The sequence below is a fragment of the Anaerotignum lactatifermentans genome, from assembly GCF_014982935.1.
Taxonomy (GTDB): domain Bacteria; phylum Bacillota; class Clostridia; order Lachnospirales; family Anaerotignaceae; genus Anaerotignum; species Anaerotignum lactatifermentans.
In genome coordinates, this window is record NZ_JADCKK010000057.1 from 1 (window position 1) to 16,472 (window position 16,472).

17 protein-coding genes and 1 tRNA gene are annotated in these 16,472 nt (G+C 46.5%); 11 read left to right on the forward strand and 7 right to left on the reverse strand.

From position 1 onward, the window contains the following. Positions 1-146: 146 nt before the first annotated feature. From INF29_RS11645 to INF29_RS11655, 3 genes are read right to left on the reverse strand one after another with little or no spacing between them, the layout of a single operon-like run. Entirely contained in the window at positions 147-626 is a 480-nt protein-coding gene (locus INF29_RS11645; RefSeq protein WP_193486736.1) for a hypothetical protein, read from the reverse strand. A 26-nt stretch (positions 627-652) separates the two neighbouring features. Next, positions 653-1,162 (reverse strand): hypothetical protein, encoded by a 510-nt coding sequence (locus INF29_RS11650; protein WP_193486738.1) that lies wholly within the window; start codon positions 1,160-1,162, stop codon positions 653-655. Positions 1,163-1,166: 4 nt separating this feature from the next. After that, positions 1,167-1,415: a hypothetical protein gene (locus INF29_RS11655; protein ID WP_143710730.1), complete on the reverse strand. Its 249-nt coding sequence runs from the start codon at positions 1,413-1,415 to the stop codon at positions 1,167-1,169. Positions 1,416-1,804: 389 nt separating this feature from the next. Between INF29_RS11655 and argS the strand changes: the two genes are divergently transcribed. The 9 genes from argS to INF29_RS11700 all read left to right on the forward strand — a co-directional run bounded on the left by argS (position 1,805) and on the right by INF29_RS11700 (position 10,924). Continuing rightward, positions 1,805-3,499, forward strand: a complete 1,695-nt coding sequence (gene argS / locus INF29_RS11660) for an arginine--tRNA ligase (RefSeq protein WP_193486739.1) — start codon at positions 1,805-1,807, stop codon at positions 3,497-3,499. A 23-nt stretch (positions 3,500-3,522) separates the two neighbouring features. Further along, entirely contained in the window at positions 3,523-4,494 is a 972-nt protein-coding gene (locus INF29_RS11665) for a YegS/Rv2252/BmrU family lipid kinase (protein WP_193486741.1), read from the forward strand. Positions 4,495-4,823: 329 nt separating this feature from the next. Then, positions 4,824-5,597 carry a ParA family protein gene (locus INF29_RS11670; protein WP_054328689.1) on the forward strand — a complete coding sequence of 258 codons (774 nt, stop codon included), beginning with the start codon at positions 4,824-4,826 and terminating at the stop codon, positions 5,595-5,597. Then, positions 5,598-6,491: a ParB/RepB/Spo0J family partition protein gene (locus tag INF29_RS11675; protein WP_193486743.1), complete on the forward strand. Its 894-nt coding sequence runs from the start codon at positions 5,598-5,600 to the stop codon at positions 6,489-6,491. Positions 6,492-6,500: 9 nt separating this feature from the next. Then, positions 6,501-7,355, forward strand: coding sequence for a DUF4446 family protein (locus INF29_RS11680; RefSeq protein ID WP_087990345.1), 855 nt, complete (start codon positions 6,501-6,503; stop codon positions 7,353-7,355). A gap of 190 nt (positions 7,356-7,545) precedes the next feature. Next, positions 7,546-8,358: an HAD family hydrolase gene (locus tag INF29_RS11685; protein WP_193486745.1), complete on the forward strand. Its 813-nt coding sequence runs from the start codon at positions 7,546-7,548 to the stop codon at positions 8,356-8,358. Positions 8,359-8,514: 156 nt separating this feature from the next. Beyond that, positions 8,515-8,853, forward strand: a complete 339-nt coding sequence (locus INF29_RS11690) for a DUF3784 domain-containing protein (protein WP_191344893.1) — start codon at positions 8,515-8,517, stop codon at positions 8,851-8,853. A gap of 564 nt (positions 8,854-9,417) precedes the next feature. After that, positions 9,418-10,707: a serine--tRNA ligase gene (gene serS, locus INF29_RS11695; protein ID WP_072848383.1), complete on the forward strand. Its 1,290-nt coding sequence runs from the start codon at positions 9,418-9,420 to the stop codon at positions 10,705-10,707. Positions 10,708-10,836: 129 nt separating this feature from the next. Next, positions 10,837-10,924 (forward strand) — tRNA-Ser (locus tag INF29_RS11700). A 637-nt stretch (positions 10,925-11,561) separates the two neighbouring features. On the opposite strand, the gene INF29_RS11705 is transcribed toward INF29_RS11700, so the two are convergent. The 4 genes from INF29_RS11705 to INF29_RS11720 all read right to left on the reverse strand — a co-directional run bounded on the left by INF29_RS11705 (position 11,562) and on the right by INF29_RS11720 (position 14,095). Beyond that, complete coding sequence (locus INF29_RS11705) at positions 11,562-11,978, reverse strand: hypothetical protein (protein ID WP_087988235.1); 417 nt, start codon at positions 11,976-11,978, stop codon at positions 11,562-11,564. A gap of 178 nt (positions 11,979-12,156) precedes the next feature. Beyond that, positions 12,157-12,903, reverse strand: coding sequence for an SIMPL domain-containing protein (locus INF29_RS11710; protein ID WP_193486747.1), 747 nt, complete (start codon positions 12,901-12,903; stop codon positions 12,157-12,159). Between the two features lie 347 nt (positions 12,904-13,250). Then, positions 13,251-13,760: a GNAT family N-acetyltransferase gene (locus INF29_RS11715; RefSeq protein ID WP_193486749.1), complete on the reverse strand. Its 510-nt coding sequence runs from the start codon at positions 13,758-13,760 to the stop codon at positions 13,251-13,253. Next, positions 13,742-14,095, reverse strand: a complete 354-nt coding sequence (locus INF29_RS11720; protein ID WP_193486751.1) for an arsenate reductase family protein — start codon at positions 14,093-14,095, stop codon at positions 13,742-13,744. Before INF29_RS11720 ends, INF29_RS11715 begins: the two co-directional genes overlap by 19 nt. Positions 14,096-14,249: 154 nt before the next feature. Here INF29_RS11720 and proC point away from each other — a divergent pair, with 154 nt between their 5' ends. Both proC and INF29_RS11730 read left to right on the forward strand, forming a co-directional pair. Beyond that, positions 14,250-15,059 carry a pyrroline-5-carboxylate reductase gene (proC, locus tag INF29_RS11725; protein WP_072849184.1) on the forward strand — a complete coding sequence of 270 codons (810 nt, stop codon included), beginning with the start codon at positions 14,250-14,252 and terminating at the stop codon, positions 15,057-15,059. A gap of 200 nt (positions 15,060-15,259) precedes the next feature. Further along, positions 15,260-16,240, forward strand: coding sequence for an S-layer homology domain-containing protein (locus INF29_RS11730; RefSeq protein ID WP_193486753.1), 981 nt, complete (start codon positions 15,260-15,262; stop codon positions 16,238-16,240). Positions 16,241-16,472 lie beyond the last annotated feature (232 nt).

Genomic DNA, 16,472 nt, shown 5'->3' on the forward strand with positions numbered 1-16,472 from the left:
ATCGTTTCTACCACCAGTTGCTTGAATTCTGGTGTATATCGTTTATTTGGTACTCCTTTTGGCATAAAAATCACCCCACTTGTTATTCAGTATATCATACTGTCTAACAAATGGGGTGCAGTTCAAAAAGGAGAGGCGTCTTTTCATCAGGTATCCAGCACCAGATAATACAATGTGTGGTTGTCAGCGTCATAAACCGCTAAATCGAAGTTGAAGGAGCCGCGCTTCATAATGTTTGGCTTCTCTGCGGCTTGTGAATTCCGGTCTTTCAGCAGGTAATACCCCTTTTCGATGGGCGGCACAAAGGGTTCCTGTGTTTCGGGGTCATCAAGATAATTGCCGTACAGGAGCTGATTGACAGCTTCATCCGGTGGAAAAGCCTGCCATGTGCCGGCGTTTTCGATTTCTTCCAGCAAAGCATCGTCGGAAAACTGGATGATGGTACAGGTGGTGCCGTCGCCGTGGAATCCGTGGTCGTCATAGGTGGAAACCAATTCCCCTGCGGAAAGGTCTATGCCAGTGCCGAAAGCGGCTTTTCGCACAGCAGCGCTTTCCTCCGTATTTACAGGGGTCTGGAAGGTGAATAGAGCCAAAAAAAGCACAGTGATAGCACGGAAAAACAGCATAAAAATCCCTCCATTTCTGCAAGCTTTTAGGTATCCAGTTTGTAGTAGTATAACGTCCGGTTGTCTGCGTCATATACGCTGAGGGTGAAGTTATAAGAAGAATGCTCCAGCAGGTCTGGATTTTCCTTTGCCTGACTGTGGCGGTCTTCCAGCAGATAATACCCCTTTTCCATGGGCGGAATCAGCGGTTCTTCTGGGGAATCCTTCCCTGTGACGCAGGGATAAATGGCGTATTCGTCTGTGTAGACACCGTAAAGGAGCGTTTTTACCGTTTCATCCGGCGGAAAAGGCTTCCAGAGATTGGGCTGCTGCTGGATGCGCTGGAGAAAGGCATCATCCTCAAAGGTGATGACGGTACAGGATTTGCCGTCCCCTTGAAAACCGCTGTGGGTATCAAAAGACGACACCACTTCGCCGCCGGAAAGGCTGGTATGCAGATCTCTGCCAATGACCGAAGTGGGCTGTAAGCTGTAGCTGAGGATGAGAATGCTGGCTGCACAGGCAAAGAGCACCCCGTCCCGCAATGTATACCGCATAGGTTCACTTCCCTTCAGAAATTTCTGTTGGTTTCAAGTTTTCCATTTTTTCTTTCAGCTCTGCCACTTCTTTCTCCAACGCGTCCATGCGTTTTTTCTGGGAAAAGATATGGCTCACCAAAGCTGTGGATGCCAATGCCAGCAGAGGAGGCAGGATCAGAAGCATACCGCTCGTCAGCGGGATCATGAGAGCCAGTGCGAAAAATACCCCTGTACTCAGAAGAAACAGGAAAAAGCGAGAAGGAAAATCCATCATATCACCTCGTTTGATGTCTATATCGTTCCATGTCTTTTTTTCATCATAGCACAGAAGGCAGGGGATGTCTTTGCATTGGGCAAAAACATTTCTTACAATTCTCTTACTGCCTAGGACATCAGCTGCATTCTCGTAAATCCATATGATATTGTACAAGGGAGGTTTTTCCGGTATGGGAGGCTCACAATCATTTTTGCATTTCCCTTTCTGCAAATTTTTTATTTCACTTTATCATATATTTTCCCTTGGTTCAAATCCGCGGCAAAAGGGCACTTTTCTTGATTTTCTGCGGTTTTTGTGGTATATTATAAAATAACATGCCTATGGGCAGAAATAGCCCGTTTGTGCGTAGATAGTCATTTAAACACCCATCGGAGGAATGTAATATGGATATGAAACTGGAAATCGCAAAAAGCCTGTCCGCAGCCTGCGGCGTGGCAGCGGAAGAAATCGCGGCAGCCATCGAAGTGCCTGCCAATACAGACATGGGGGATTTTGCATACCCTTGCTTCAAACTGGCAAAGGTACTGCGTAAAGCGCCTCCTTTCATCGCCCAGGAAATCGGTGAAAAACTGGAAAAACCCGATTTCATCGCTGATGTCAAAATCGTTGGCGCATATATCAACTTCTTTATGGACAAGCATTTCTATACCAAAAAGGTACTGGAAACTGTTCTGACAGAAAAAGAAAACTACGGCAAAAGCGACATGGGCGCAGGTAAGACCATCGTTATCGACTACTCCTCTCCCAACATCGCAAAGCCTTTCCATGTAGGCCACCTGCGTTCTACTGTAATCGGTAACGCACTGTATCAGATTCACAGCCAGCTGGGCTACAAATGCGTAGGCGTTAACCATCTGGGCGACTGGGGCACACAGTTCGGTAAACTCATTGTTGCTTACAAAAAATGGGGCAGCAAAGAAGCCGTGGAAGAAAAAGGCATCCAGGAACTGATGCGCATTTATGTAAAATTCCATGATGAAGCGGAAAAAGCGCCTGAACTGGACGACGAAGCACGTCTGTGGTTCGTAAAAATGCAGGACGGCGACGACGAAGCCCTGACACTGTGGAAATGGTTCTATGATATCAGCATCAAAGAATTTGAACGTGTTTACGATATGCTGGGCGTTAAATTCGACGCATACACCGGTGAAAGCTTCTATAACGACAAAATGGCAGCCGTTGTGGACGAACTGAAAGAAAAAGGTCTGCTGGAAGAAAGCGAAGGGGCAATGATTGTCAATCTGGAAGATAAGAACATGCCTCCTTGCCTGATTATCCGTAAAGACGGCGGCACACTGTACGCAACCCGTGACATCACAGCTGCGCTGTACCGCAAGAAAACATATAACTTCGATAAATGTATCTACCTGACAGCTCTGGACCAGAACCTGCACTTTGCACAGTGGTTCGAAGTTATCCATAAAATGGGCTATGACTGGTACAAAGACCTGATTCATGTACCTTTTGGTCTGGTAAGTCTGGACAGCGGCAAACTTTCCACTCGTCACGGCAACGTGGTATTGATGGAAGACCTGCTCCATCAGGCAATTGCCGAAACAAAGAAAATCATCGAAGAAAAGAATCCTTCTCTGCCTGACAAAGAAGAAGTTGCGAAAAAAGTTGGTATCGGCGCCGTTATCTTCAACGACCTGTACAACACTCGTATCAAAGACGTTGTGTTCTCTTGGGAACGTATGCTGAACTTCGACGGCGAAACAGGTCCTTACGTACAGTATACCCATGCACGTGCATGCAGCATCCTGAAAAAAGCGGATGATTTCACAGCAGAAAACATTGACTTCAGCAAACTGGATGACGAAGCATCTCTGAATGTCTGCAAACTGCTGGAAGCATTCCCTTCCAAGATTGTGGACGCAGCAGCAAAACTGGAACCCTATGTACTGACAAGACATCTGGTTGCTATTTCTCAGGCGTTCAATAAGTTCTACCATGACAACCCCATCCTCAACAGCGAAGCAGAAGTGCGTCAGGCACGTCTGGCAGTTGTTGTGGCAGTGAAAACTGTTCTGGCAGCAGGTCTTGCGCTGCTGGGCATTGACGCTCCAGAACAGATGTAAGAAAAAAGGGGGCTGGGCGTTCTATGAAAAAGGTGAAACTGTTTTATAACCCGTTTTCCGGCAATAAAACTTTCAAATTTGACTTGGATGTCTGTATTGGCGTTTTCCAGTCCGCAGGCTATGAGGTGCATCCCTTCCGCACCATGCAGCCCGGGGACATCGAAACCCATGTGGCACAGATGGATAAAGATTATGATATTGTGGTGGCTTCCGGCGGCGACGGCACTGTGAATATCGTCCTCAACGCCCTGATGCACAACAATTTGAAGATTCCTCTGGGCATCATCCCTTCCGGCACAGCCAATGACTTTGCCACTTATCTGGGACTGAAAACAGGGGACTCCGAAGGGGCATGCCGTGTCATGACGGAAACCTCTCCCCGTAACGTGGATATCGGTCTGGTCAATGGGGAAACTTATTTCATCAATGTCTGCGCAGGGGGACTTCTGACCAATGTTTCCCAGACGGTAGACAAAGATGTGAAAAACGCTTTGGGAAATCTGTCTTATTATCTGAAAGGTATGGAACAGATTCCAAATTTCCACAAAATTCCCTTCCGCATCACTACATCTGATGAGGTGCTGGAAGAAGATTTGTATCTGTATATGATTATGAATAGCGCTGGTACCGGCAGCTTTACAAAGCTGTCACCGGAAGCATCCATTTCAGACGGCAAATTTGAATTCATTGGCATTCGGGCAAAATCCATACTGGAAATCCCTTCTGTGTTCCTGAAGATGCTGACAGGGGAACACATCAAGGATGAAAAGTCCATTCTGTATCGTCGGGACCATTATTTCAAGATTGAATGTCTGGACCCGGATTTTCAGATTATGGAATCCACAGTGGATGGAGAAATGGGACCCAAGATGCCCTTCACATTGGAGGTACTGCCCAAGGCTTACCCCATTTTTGGCAATTTTGAGAAAAAGAAACATGTTTCACGTGAAACACCATTGGCAAAGCTCAACGCTGTGGTGAAAAACGGCAAATAATAGCATGTCGTCAAAACCTCATTTCATGCAAGGTTTTGACGAGTAGGCAGAAGTGTGCAAGCCAGAAATTCTTTCGGGAGTTTCTGGCTTTTTTATGTTTCACGTGAAACACCATAGGGTTTGCTTGACACCCATAGGTTTGCTTGACACCCATAGGTTTGTTTGATACCCATGTTTCACGTGAAACAGGAATTTTACTGTCAAAATTGCCGAAGATTGCCCATTTTTCAAAAGAAATGTTTTTTTGCAACCCGCCATTTTTCTTTTCACCATAAAAAAATTGTGCTATAATACCCCATAGAAGATCGACAGAAAGGCGGGAAAACCACATGGGAAAAGTCAGAGTTATTGCAATCACCAACCAGAAAGGCGGTGTGGGAAAGACCACCACTGCCATCAATCTGTCTGCCTGCCTTGCTGCTGCGGGCAAAAAAGTGCTGACCATCGACGCGGATCAGCAGGGCAACACCACCAGCGGTTTGGGGCTGGACAAAAACGGTGTGCCCTTGACCATTTATGATGTATTTCTGGAACAGGCAACCATTGCCGAAGTGAAACAGCCCACATGCGTAGAGGGCTTGGAAGTGCTTCCGGCAAATATCAGCCTGACAGGAGCGGAAATTGAACTTATCGGCAAAGACGACAGAGAGTATATTTTAAAGGAAGCTTTGGACAAAGTGAAAGATGATTATGATTTTGTCATCATCGACTGTCCGCCTTCTTTGAACCTCATCACCATCAACGCATTGACAGCGGCGGATACGGTGCTGGTTCCCATCCAGTGTGAATATTTTGCCCTGGAAGGTCTGGAACAGCTCCTCCACGCGGTCAATCTGGTGCGGAAACGTCTGAACCGTCATTTGGAAATTGAAGGCATTGTCTTCACCATGTATGATGCCCGCACAAATCTTTCTTTGCAGGTGGTGGAAGAAGTCAAACGGAGTCTGGGCGAAAATGTTTATCGCAGCATCATTCCCCGTAATGTCCGTTTGGGCGAAGCCCCCAGCCATGGTCTGCCCATTCATCTCTACGATCCCAAATCCAAAGGGGCAGAAAGCTATGGTCTGCTGGCAGAAGAAGTCATGGAAAAGGAGTGGGACTAAATGGCGACGAAAAAGGGACTGGGTGCCAAGGGACTTGGCATTGAAGCCTTGATCCATAATAAAATGGAAGATTTCGAAAGCGACGGCGGCGGTGTGCTGGAACTGGATTTGCATAAAATCGAGCCCAATCGCAAACAGCCCCGAAAGCATTTCGATGAAACAGCTTTGGAAGAACTGGCAGCTTCTTTGAAAAACTACGGCATGATTCAGCCTGTGGTGGTAAAGAAAAATAAAGAGGGCTATTATGAACTCATTGCCGGCGAACGTCGTTGGCGTGCCGCAAAAATCGCAGGTCTGACCAAAATCCCTGCCATTATTAAGAAATGGGAAGAAGGGGAAGCCTTTGAGGCGGCTCTGGTGGAAAACCTCCAGCGTGAAGATCTGAACCCTATGGAAGAAGCCCAGAGTTATCAGCGTTTGCAGGAAGAATTTGGTTTGAGTCAGGAACAGATTGCCGATAAAGTGGGCAAGAGCCGTCCTGCCGTTGCCAATGCCCTGCGCCTGCTGCAATTGGACGAACGTGTCCGCAATTTTGTAGTGGAAAATAAGCTCACCGCCGGACATGCCCGTGCGCTGCTGCCTCTCACCGATGGGGAAGCCCAGTTTGAAGTGGCAGAACACATCATCGAGGAAGGCTTGAGCGTTCGTGCCGTGGAAGCCATGGTGAAAACGATGCTGGAAACAGCAGAAACACCTGCGGCGGAAGAAGAAGCGCCCAAAAAGACACAAAGCCCTGTCCTGCGTCAGATTGAGGACGAATTAAAGGGAATTTTTGCCACAAAGGTAAAAGTCACCCAAAAGAAAAATAAGGGCAAAATAGAAATTGAGTATTATTCCGACGAAGACTTGGATCGTCTGTTGGTACTGATGAAAAAACTGGAAACAGAAAGGTAATGAGGCAAGATGACAGCACTGACAGCATTGGCGCAGAAATATGCGCTGCTTTTGTTTGGACTGCTGGGGCTTGCGGTGGTGATCCTATTCATTCTGTGTATCATCCTGTTTGTGAAAATCAATCGGGAGAAAAAACGGTATGACATTTTTATGGGAACCAGCCGCCGACCACCCCATAACTTGGAAATGAAAATTCAGGAATATTTCGATACTGTAAAAGGCATCGAAGAAAAATACGATAAACTGCTGGATATGGTAACGGATATGGACAAAACCGATAAATCCAAAATCCAGAAAGTCGGGCTCATCCGTTATAACCCCTTCGAAGAAATGGGCGGCAATCTTTGCTTCGCTCTGGCACTGCTGGATGGGGAAGATAACGGCGTTGTCCTCAACGGTATCCATAGCCGTACAGGTTCCTTTACCTATGCCAAACCCATCGAAATGGGTGTCAGCATTTATATGCTGTCCGATGAAGAAAAACAGGCAGTGAAAATGGCACAGGAACAGTCCTATAAACCGGAACATGAAAAAGTGGTGAAAGTCAAATTCAAACCCTTCTTCAAACGCCGCTATGCACCTATGGATGACCAGCTCACACTGGAACAGGTGGAAACACCCAAGGAAAAAATCCAGTCCATCGGTGATGTAACTTCGGCAGAACAGGAACAGATTCAACAGGAAGAAACATTGGCAGGACAGATCGCTGCCGCTGAAGATTTTTCTCCTGAGGATGCCGAGAAAATGCTGGCTGAAATCCAGCAGGAAACTTTGGATTTCTTTGAAGACGATGAACCAGAAGAAATGGATGAAATGGACGACTTCGAAGAATCCGAAGAAAAAGAAAAACATCAGGCAGAATGAGATTTGCCGTGGGAAACCACGGCATTTTTTATCAGACCTGTGTATAACTCTGTGGAAATGTGTATAAAATCAGCAAAAATCTGTGGATAAACCTGTGTATACAAAAAGTTATCCACAGGTTGTGTGACAAACGAAACGATAACAAAAGGTTATGTCAACATACGAATGGAAAGAAAGAGAGGTGTTTCCCATGGCTTATCGCATGGTTTTCTCCGATATGGACGGCACACTTTTGAAAAGCGCGTCAGAACTTTCGGAAAAAAATATAGAAATGGTTGGAAAAGCAGTGGATCAGGGTGTGGAATTTGTCATCTGCACTGGCCGCGGCGTTTATGGTGTGGAACGGTTTCTGGAAAAATTGAATCTCTTGGGTCGACCAGGTTATGTCATCTGCCAGAATGGCGCTGCTGTGTATAACTTGGAGAATATGGAAATGGTGCTGAAACATTCTTTTTCTTCTGACGACCTGCGCCCTGTGGTGGAGGCAGCAAGGGCAGAAGGGGTGGAAGTCTATCTCTATGACGACCGTACCTTTTTGGCGGAAAAAGTGACCCCACAGGTAGAAGCATATTGCCGTGTCATGCATGCAGATATGCGGATTCTGCCCGATGGACTGGAATATGAAGGATATTTCACCAAATGCCTTCTCAGTGGTTCTTATGAACAGCTGGATGCGGTGCGGAAACGGGTGGAACCCATCATTGCGGGAAAACTGAATCATTTCTTCTCCGGTCCCCAGTATCTGGAATTTGTCAAAACTGGTGTCAGCAAGGGCAGAGCTTTGCAGGAAACGGCAGAGAAAGCCGGTGTACCTCTGGGGGAGGTCATTGCCATTGGGGACAGTGAAAATGACTTGTCCATGATTCAGGCAGCAGGTCTTGGCGTGGCTGTGGCAAATGCCCAGGAACATGTGAAGGCAGCAGCAGATTATGTGACAGAAACCACTTGCGAACAGGATGCTGTGGCAGATGTGCTCCAGCGGTTTGTGTTGGGCGAACAATAAGAAAAAGGACAGAATGAGGAGCATCTTCATCAGAAAATAAAGCAGGCTGAAATCCTTATGATATAAAAGGATATCAGTCTGCTTCTTCAGAATTTTATTTGATGGGGATTTTCCTTGCTGTCCTTTTTTCATTGGTTACATTTGGAGGTGTTTGGTATGATAGCAGTGGTTTGTATATTGATATTGGCAGCACTGTTTTTCATCATCAGCGGTTTTTTGTATGGTGGAAAAGGTAGTTGGCTCATTGCGGGATTTGGTACATCTTCCAGAGAAGAACGGGCAAAATATGATGAAAAGAAAGTGTGCCGGGCAATGGGTGTTTTCTGTACCATCTGCGGCGTGATGCTTTGTCTGCTGGCGTATCTGGGCAGTCAGGTGGAACAGGGGCAAATGGCGGAAGCGCAGCTCCTGCCCTTTGGCATCGTCTTTCTTGTGGTGCTTTTGGCATCATTGGCAGGTGTTGCCCGTTATATCCGTAAGGCAGGGCGGAAATAACCCTGTTTTTGGGCATAAAAAAACCCGGCGATCGGGGAATCGTCGGGCGTCGGACGTGATAAACGTCCGGGGGCATAGTTTATGTACAGGAAAAGGGGCCTCCTTGTACGATACTATCATACCGCAATTGGGCAAAAGAATCTATAAGAAACGCATTAGAATTTCATTAAAAAAAACAAATGTATTTTTTTTGTAGTTCCCGAAAAAAATACTTGCCTTTTTGTCTTTGTGTGCTATAATATTCTTCAACAAGGCGTGAAACGGCTGTATTTCAGCTGTTCAGAAGAAAGCTAAGCTGTGGAAATTCCCCCAGAGAGCCGGCGTTTGGTGCGAGCCGGCGGAAGGAAAACAGCCCTCCACTTTCGGAGCTGTCGGTGAAAGCCGAAAGGGTAAGCCCTTTATCGCTGTTCAAGTGGTTCGGAAATATTTTTTTCGGGCAATGCGGGTGGCAACGCGGGAGTAACTCTCGTCCCTCTTTTTGGGATCGGGGGTTTTTTTATTTGCCAAAAAAACCCCGTATCCTCGACATTCGTATATATATACAAACCGAAAGGAGACAAAAAAATGTTAGACATCAAATTTGTAAGAGAAAACCCTGAAATCGTTAAGGAAAATATCCGTAAGAAATTCCAGGACAGCAAACTGCCTCTGGTAGACGAAGTCATCGAACTGGATCAGGAAAACAGAACCATCAAACAGGAAGTAGAAGCTCTGCGTGCACAGAGAAATAAACTGTCCAAACAGATCGGTGGTCTGATGGCAAAAGGCGAAAAAGAAGAAGCTGAAAAAGTAAAAGCACAGATCGCTGCTGACGCAGAACGCGTGGACGAACTGACAGCAAAAGAAAAAGATGTGGAAGAACGCATCAAAAAAATCATGATGACCATTCCTAACATCATCGATCCTTCCGTTCCCATCGGTAAAGACGACAGCGAAAACGTGGAAGTAGAAAGATTCGGCGAACCCGTTGTTCCTGATTTTGAAATCCCTTACCACACAGATATTATGGAAAGCTTCGGCGGCATCGACCTGGACAGCGCTAGAAAAGTAGCTGGTAACGGTTTCTACTACCTGATGGGCGATATCGCAAGACTGCACTCCGCAGTTCTGGCTTACGCTAGAGATTTCATGATCGGCAGAGGCTTCAAATACTGCATCCCTCCTTTCATGATCCGCAGCAACGTTGTAACAGGCGTTATGAGCTTTGCAGAAATGGACGCGATGATGTATAAAATCGAAGGTGAAGACCTGTACCTGATCGGTACCAGCGAACACTCCATGATCGGTAAATTCATCGACACCATGAACAAAGAAGAAGACCTGCCTCAGACACTGACCAGCTATTCTCCTTGCTTCCGTAAAGAAAAAGGTGCACACGGTATCGAAGAAAGAGGCGTTTACCGTATCCACCAGTTCGAAAAACAGGAAATGATCGTTGTATGTAAACCTGAAGAAAGCCCTATGTGGTTCGATAAACTGTGGCAGAACACTGTAGACCTGTTCCGTTCCATGGATATCCCCGTAAGAACACTGGAATGCTGCTCCGGCGACCTGGCAGACCTGAAAGTAAAATCCGTTGACGTAGAAGCTTGGTCTCCTAGACAGAAAAAATACTTCGAAGTTGGCAGCTGCTCCAACCTGAGCGATGCACAGGCAAGAAGACTGGGTATCCGCGTGGTTGCAAAAGACGGCAGAAAATACTTCGCGCATACACTGAACAACACTGTTGCAGCGCCTCCTAGAATGCTGATCGCGTTCCTGGAAAACAACCTGCAGGCAGATGGCAGCGTAAGAATCCCCGAAGTACTGCGTCCTTACATGGGCGGTCAGGAAAAACTGGAAAAAGTAAAATAATCTGACGATGCTTTTTGGAGCCGGTTCTTTCAGAGCCGGCTCTGTTTATAAAAAAATTGCGATTCTGTGAAAAAAAGGTTTGACAGATGGACAGAATAATGGTATACTGTTTCTTGCAGTAGGCTACTTGGAGAAGTACTCAAGAGGCTGAAGAGGTGCCCCTGCTAAGGGTATAGGTCGTTAACGCGGCGCGAGGGTTCAAATCCCTCCTTCTCCGGTAAAGACATCAACTGAGGTTGATGTCTTTTTTTGTTTTAAAACGAAAAAAGATGGAACCCGAGCGCCGCGCTGAAGATGCGAAAAACAAAAAAGAAATCTCTTTTCCCATGGAAAAGACCGCAAAACCGCTGTCACTGCGTCCCTTGTTACAGTTCTGTAAGGGCGGGACTGCGTAACCGTCAGCAGGCTTTGCTGATGAGGTGGGTCGTTCAAATCCCTCCTTCTCCGGTAAAGACATCAACGCTTGCAATTCCGAAAGGAATTTGCAGGGATGTCTTTTTTTGGTTTAAAAAGAAAAAAGATGGAACCCGAGGGTCGCGCTGAAGATGCGAAAAACAAAAAAGAAATCTCTTTTCCCATGGAAAAGACTGCAAAGCCGCTGTCACTGCGTCCCTTGTTACAGTTCTGTAAGGGCGGGACTGCGTAATCGTCAGAAGGCTTTGCTGATGAGGTGGGTCGTTCAAATCCCTCCTTCTCCGGTAAAGACATCAACGTTTGCAATTCCGAAAGGAATTTGCAGGGATGTCTTTTTTTGTTCAAAAAGAAAAAGGATGGAACCCGAGTGCCGCTGCTCAAATCCATCTGCCATATAGAAAGCCCGCAGAATCGAACTTTCATCCTGCGGGCTTTTTTGATCATTCCTCTATTTCATACACCATTTCTCCGCTGTAGCACACCTCTACCATACATTCTACCAGTGCCTCTCCTTTTGTCAGCAGACCGCTCCATTTTGCCTGCCAATAACCATATGTTTCGTCAATGACCTCCAGCCGTTCTAAATGGGGCAGAAAATCCTTTAGAAGCCATTTTTCGCCGGAAAAAGCCCCTGTTTCCCCCGGTCCATCAAAAACATATAGAAAGGAAGAATCCCAGTCTATACCCGTCAATATGACTTTTGCCATTGCCGTCTGTTCACATGGGGAATCAGTGGAAAAAACACCGTAGGGAAAGTGGCAGACCAGCGTTTCTTCGTCTGCCTCCAGTTTTGTCAGATACCCGTCGTGGAGGCTGTAGGGCAGGGAATATAAGGGTTGTGTCAGGGTTGTTTTCATAGGTCGCTCCTTTTTGTTTTTGCTTAGCATAACGGACAGGAAGGGGGCTGTCAAGAAATCAGATACTTTCTTAAGAAAACATTCGGAAAATAGAAAAGCTGGAATCCTCATAAAGAATTCCAGCTTTCTGATTTTTTAGATTGCTTTTGAAAGGACCTGAGCCTTTCATCCGAACATGTTAGAATCCGTAAACGGCTGTGATGTTTGCGCTTACTTCGATGTCTTCATAAGAAATGTTGGTGTTTCTGTTGGTACTGCCTGTTGCCATAGCATCCATGACCATGGCTTCTTCTGCACCGTAATTCATTTCTTTATAGCTGGTGGAAGTGTTGCGGCTGTTTTCCACAACGGATACCACCTGTCCCAGCGGTTTGCCGTAAGCCTGTGCAATGGCTGTAGCAGAGGACTGGGCTGCTTTTACGGCTTCTGTCAACGCCTGATTGTAGTAGGTTTCCGGTTTTTCCAGAGAGAATGTGACGCCGTTGGTGCCTGTTGCCCCTGCGTTCAGAGCTGCATCCACATATTTTCCAGCGTTGTCCACATCGTTGGTGGTCACATTCACAGAGGTGTAAGCCTGATAATTTTCCAGAACCTGTTTGTCTGTTTTTTCGTCATAACGGTAAGAAGGATATACAGAGATGTGAGATGTCACAATATCCTCGTCTGTAACGCCCAGTGCCTTCATGGCAGCAATGACGTCTGTCAGTTCTTCATTCACATCTTTCTGTGCCTGCGCTGCTGTTTTTGCGGTCTTTTCCACAGTCACATGGATGGTGGCTACATCAGGTGCTACCTTCACGATGCCCTGTCCGTTTACGGTAATGGTGTTTGCCGCAGGTTCCGCTGCCAGCGCCATAGTGCTCATGCCCAAAGCCAGTACTGCCGCTGCCATACATGCCATCATGTTTCTTTTCCATTTTTTCATACCAACAACCCCTTTCCAGTTTAGGACTCTTTCTTACATACGGATTCCTTTTTTCTTTTGGACGAGGAAAAATACAGAAAAGTTGCAGGATTTTCTGATTTTTTTCAAAAAAGATCAAAAATAAATTCAATGATATGCAAAAGCAAATTCAGAAGGACTTCCAACAGACTCTTACGTTTTTTCTTTTCTTTCTTTTTTCCCATGATGATTCCCGCTTTCAGAAAATGGCATCCAATATGGTCAGAATCCCGTCCACCACAAATTCAAAGATATGCAAAAAAATATTGCGCCGTTTTTCTTTTTTGGATTTTTCCTTCTTTTTCATGGCGTCCTCCTTTCGGGGATGCTCAGCCGTTCAGAGGTTTTTCCCGTTTGATGCCCACATAGGCTCCGTCGATGCATTCTCCCACGGCAGGATAGCCCAATGCCTCATAATAACGGCTCAAATCGTCGTTGACCTTCTGAGAATCCAGCCGCAGCACTTCTTTTCCGGCGTTGCGGGCATAGGTTTCCGCAAAGGTGAGGATTTCCCGTCCCAATCCTGGATAAGCAGGGTCTGTGGCAAGGTGATGGACGTAATAAGCGTCTTTGTCGTTGTCCCATCTGGGGTCTACGTCAAAAAGGGCAATGACGCCAATGGCTTTGTCCCCATCCATGGCAAGAAACACGCTGTTTTCCCCTATGCGCTCTGCAAAATAGGAAGCGGGGTATACGGTCAGATAAGCGGTCCTGTTCCACTGATACAAGCCTTTTTCGTCCATCCAGTCGATGCGTTTTTGCAGCAGGGCAAGAATGGTGGGTACATCCTCCAGAACAGCCTGCCGCATTTCTTTGCTCATCATTTCAGTCTTTCCCATTCTGCTTCCTTGAAGCCTACCAGCACAAAATCATCGCCGATGATGAGGGGACGTTTCACCAGCATGCCGTTGGTAGCCAAAAGGGCAAACTGTTCCTCGTCGCTCATGTCCGCCAGTTTGTCTTTGAGCTGCATTTCCTTGTAGAGCATACCGCTGGTGTTGAAGAATTTCTTCAGGGGCATACCGCTTTTGGCGTGCCACTGTTTCAGTTCTTCCGCGGTAGGGTTGTTTTCCACGATATGACGGTCGATAAAGTCTACACCTGCACCTTCCAGCCATGCTTTGGCTTTTTTGCAGGTGCTGCATTTGGGATATTCCAGAAATAATACGGACATGTGAGTCCCTCCTTTTTTGTTTCCATGATATTTTTTTCAGTATAGCATGGGGCAGGGCAAAAGACAAAAGGTTTTTGCAGACGGTCAGATTTCGCTTTTTTTTCGCTTGCGAACATGCTACAATAGGGACAAGAGAGAAAAGGAGGAGGAGTCTATGAAATTTGGATTCATCGGCGCGGGCAACATGGTCAGCGCCATTGTCAAAGGCATGACTGCCAACGGTTATGACGGAAAAAATATTTTTATCACTAGCAAGACTGTGACTTCCGCGGCAAAACTTGCGGAAGCCTGCGGCGCAAACAGCTGCCAGACAGCCGGAGAAGTCATTGCCGCAAGCGATGTGGTGGTGCTGGGTGTCAAACCCCATATTCTGGCGGAAATCCTGCCAGGTTTGCAGGCAGATTTCGCAGCAAAGAAACCCTTGGTGGTGTCCATTGCCGCAGGAAAAACGCTGGCGTATCTGGCAGAAAACTTGCCCAAAGATATGCCCATCGTTCGTGTAATGCCCAATATCAACGCCAAAATCGGCGCATCCACCACAGGCATCTGCCATAACGATGCTGTGACAGCAGAGCAGCTGGAAGCGGTGAAGGCAGTCTTTGCTACCATTGGCAGCGTGGCAGAAATCCCTGAAAATCATTTCGGTATTTTCAGTGTCATCGGCGGCGCATCTGTTGCCTTTGCCTATATGTATATGGACGCTTTGGCAAGAGCCGCACTGAAAGCGGGTATGCCCAAGAAACAGGCGCTGGAAATCGCAGCGGAAACCGTCAAAGGCAGTGCGGAAATGGTGCTCAAAAGTGGGGAAGCCCCTTGGTCTTTAGTGGATCAGGTATGTTCTCCCGGCGGCACCACCATTGAAGGCGTTACCACACTCCAGGCAAAAGGTTTCGAAGCGGCAGTGGTAGCGGCTTTTGACGCAGTGCTGGAAAAGGATAAAAAGATCGGACGCGGAGAGGTTTGATCAAAGGACTGCGGTGTTTTGCCCCAGCTTTTTCCTTTGTGAAAAACGCTTAAAAGGGAAATATTTCATTTTTTTTACATTTACACGAAAATTGACAAAATTTCATTGAATTACAGCGTGGAATTCGTTATAATGGTTACGCGGGTAATTTTAATACTGAAACAACAAAAAAATTATGGTGAGTTGAGGAGGAAAACAGTATGAAAAACAGAAAATACGGTCGTATGGTAGCTATGGCTCTGGCTGCTATGATGGCTATGCCCACAGTAGCATTCGCAGCAGGCACCACATGGGATGAAGACACAGCTTATTATGGCGCTCTGGAACAGGGCAAAGTTCCCGAAGAAGTTATGAAACAGGACGAAATGGGTCAGTACGTAATTTCTGACGGTACAGCAACAACACCCGAAGGTGGCGAAACAACAACACCTGAAGGCGGCGAAACAGCAGAAACAACTACTCTGCCCTTCACAGACGTTGCAGCAGACGCAGCTTACTACAACGCAGTAAAATACGTTTATGACAACAAACTGATGGCTGGTACAACAGACACAACATTTGAACCTGAAGCATCTCTGCAGAGAGCAATGCTGGCTCAGATCCTGTACAATAAAGAAGGCGCAACAGACGTTGCAACAGAATCTGCTTACACAGACGTTGAAATCGGCAGATGGTACGCTACAGCTTGCCTGTGGGCAGCTGACAAAGACCTGATGACAGGCGTTAGCGAAACAGAATTCGCTCCTAAAGCAAACCTGACAGTAGAACAGCTGGTACAGATCCTGTACAACTACGCTCAGTACAAAGGCGTTGACGTAACAGTTGAAACAGCTACAGACGTTGCTACAGCTTCCGACTGGGCAAAAGACGCTATGAGCTGGGCAGTAAGCCTGAAACTGGTTGCAGCTGATGTAGATGCAAAAGCTGATGCTACAAGAGCACAGGTTGCTGAAATGCTGATGCTGACAGCTGACCTGAAAGCAGCAGAAGCTCCCGCAACAGAAACAACAGTTCCCGCTGAAGAAGTAAAACCTGCTGAAGAAACAGCAACAGTTCCTGCAGAAGAAGTAAAACCTGCAGAAGAAACAACAACTGAAACAACAACAACAGAAGAAACAAAAACAGAAACAACAACAGAAGCTACAACAGAAGCTCCTGCTGAAACAACACCCGCTGAATAATTTATTCTGATTGTTTGCACAAAACCGCTTTCCTTTTTGGGGAGCATCTTCATAAGAAAACAAAGAAAGCCAAAATCCTTTGTCATAATAAGGATTTTGGCTTTTTTATTGGTGAATCCAATAAAAACCCCCGGCTATGCCGGGGGAATCAGTGAGCTTCAGCTTCAAGCAAAAACCTCCTATGCTATAATTATCTTGAGTCCGCCAAGACACAAGAAAGCATAGGAGGTTT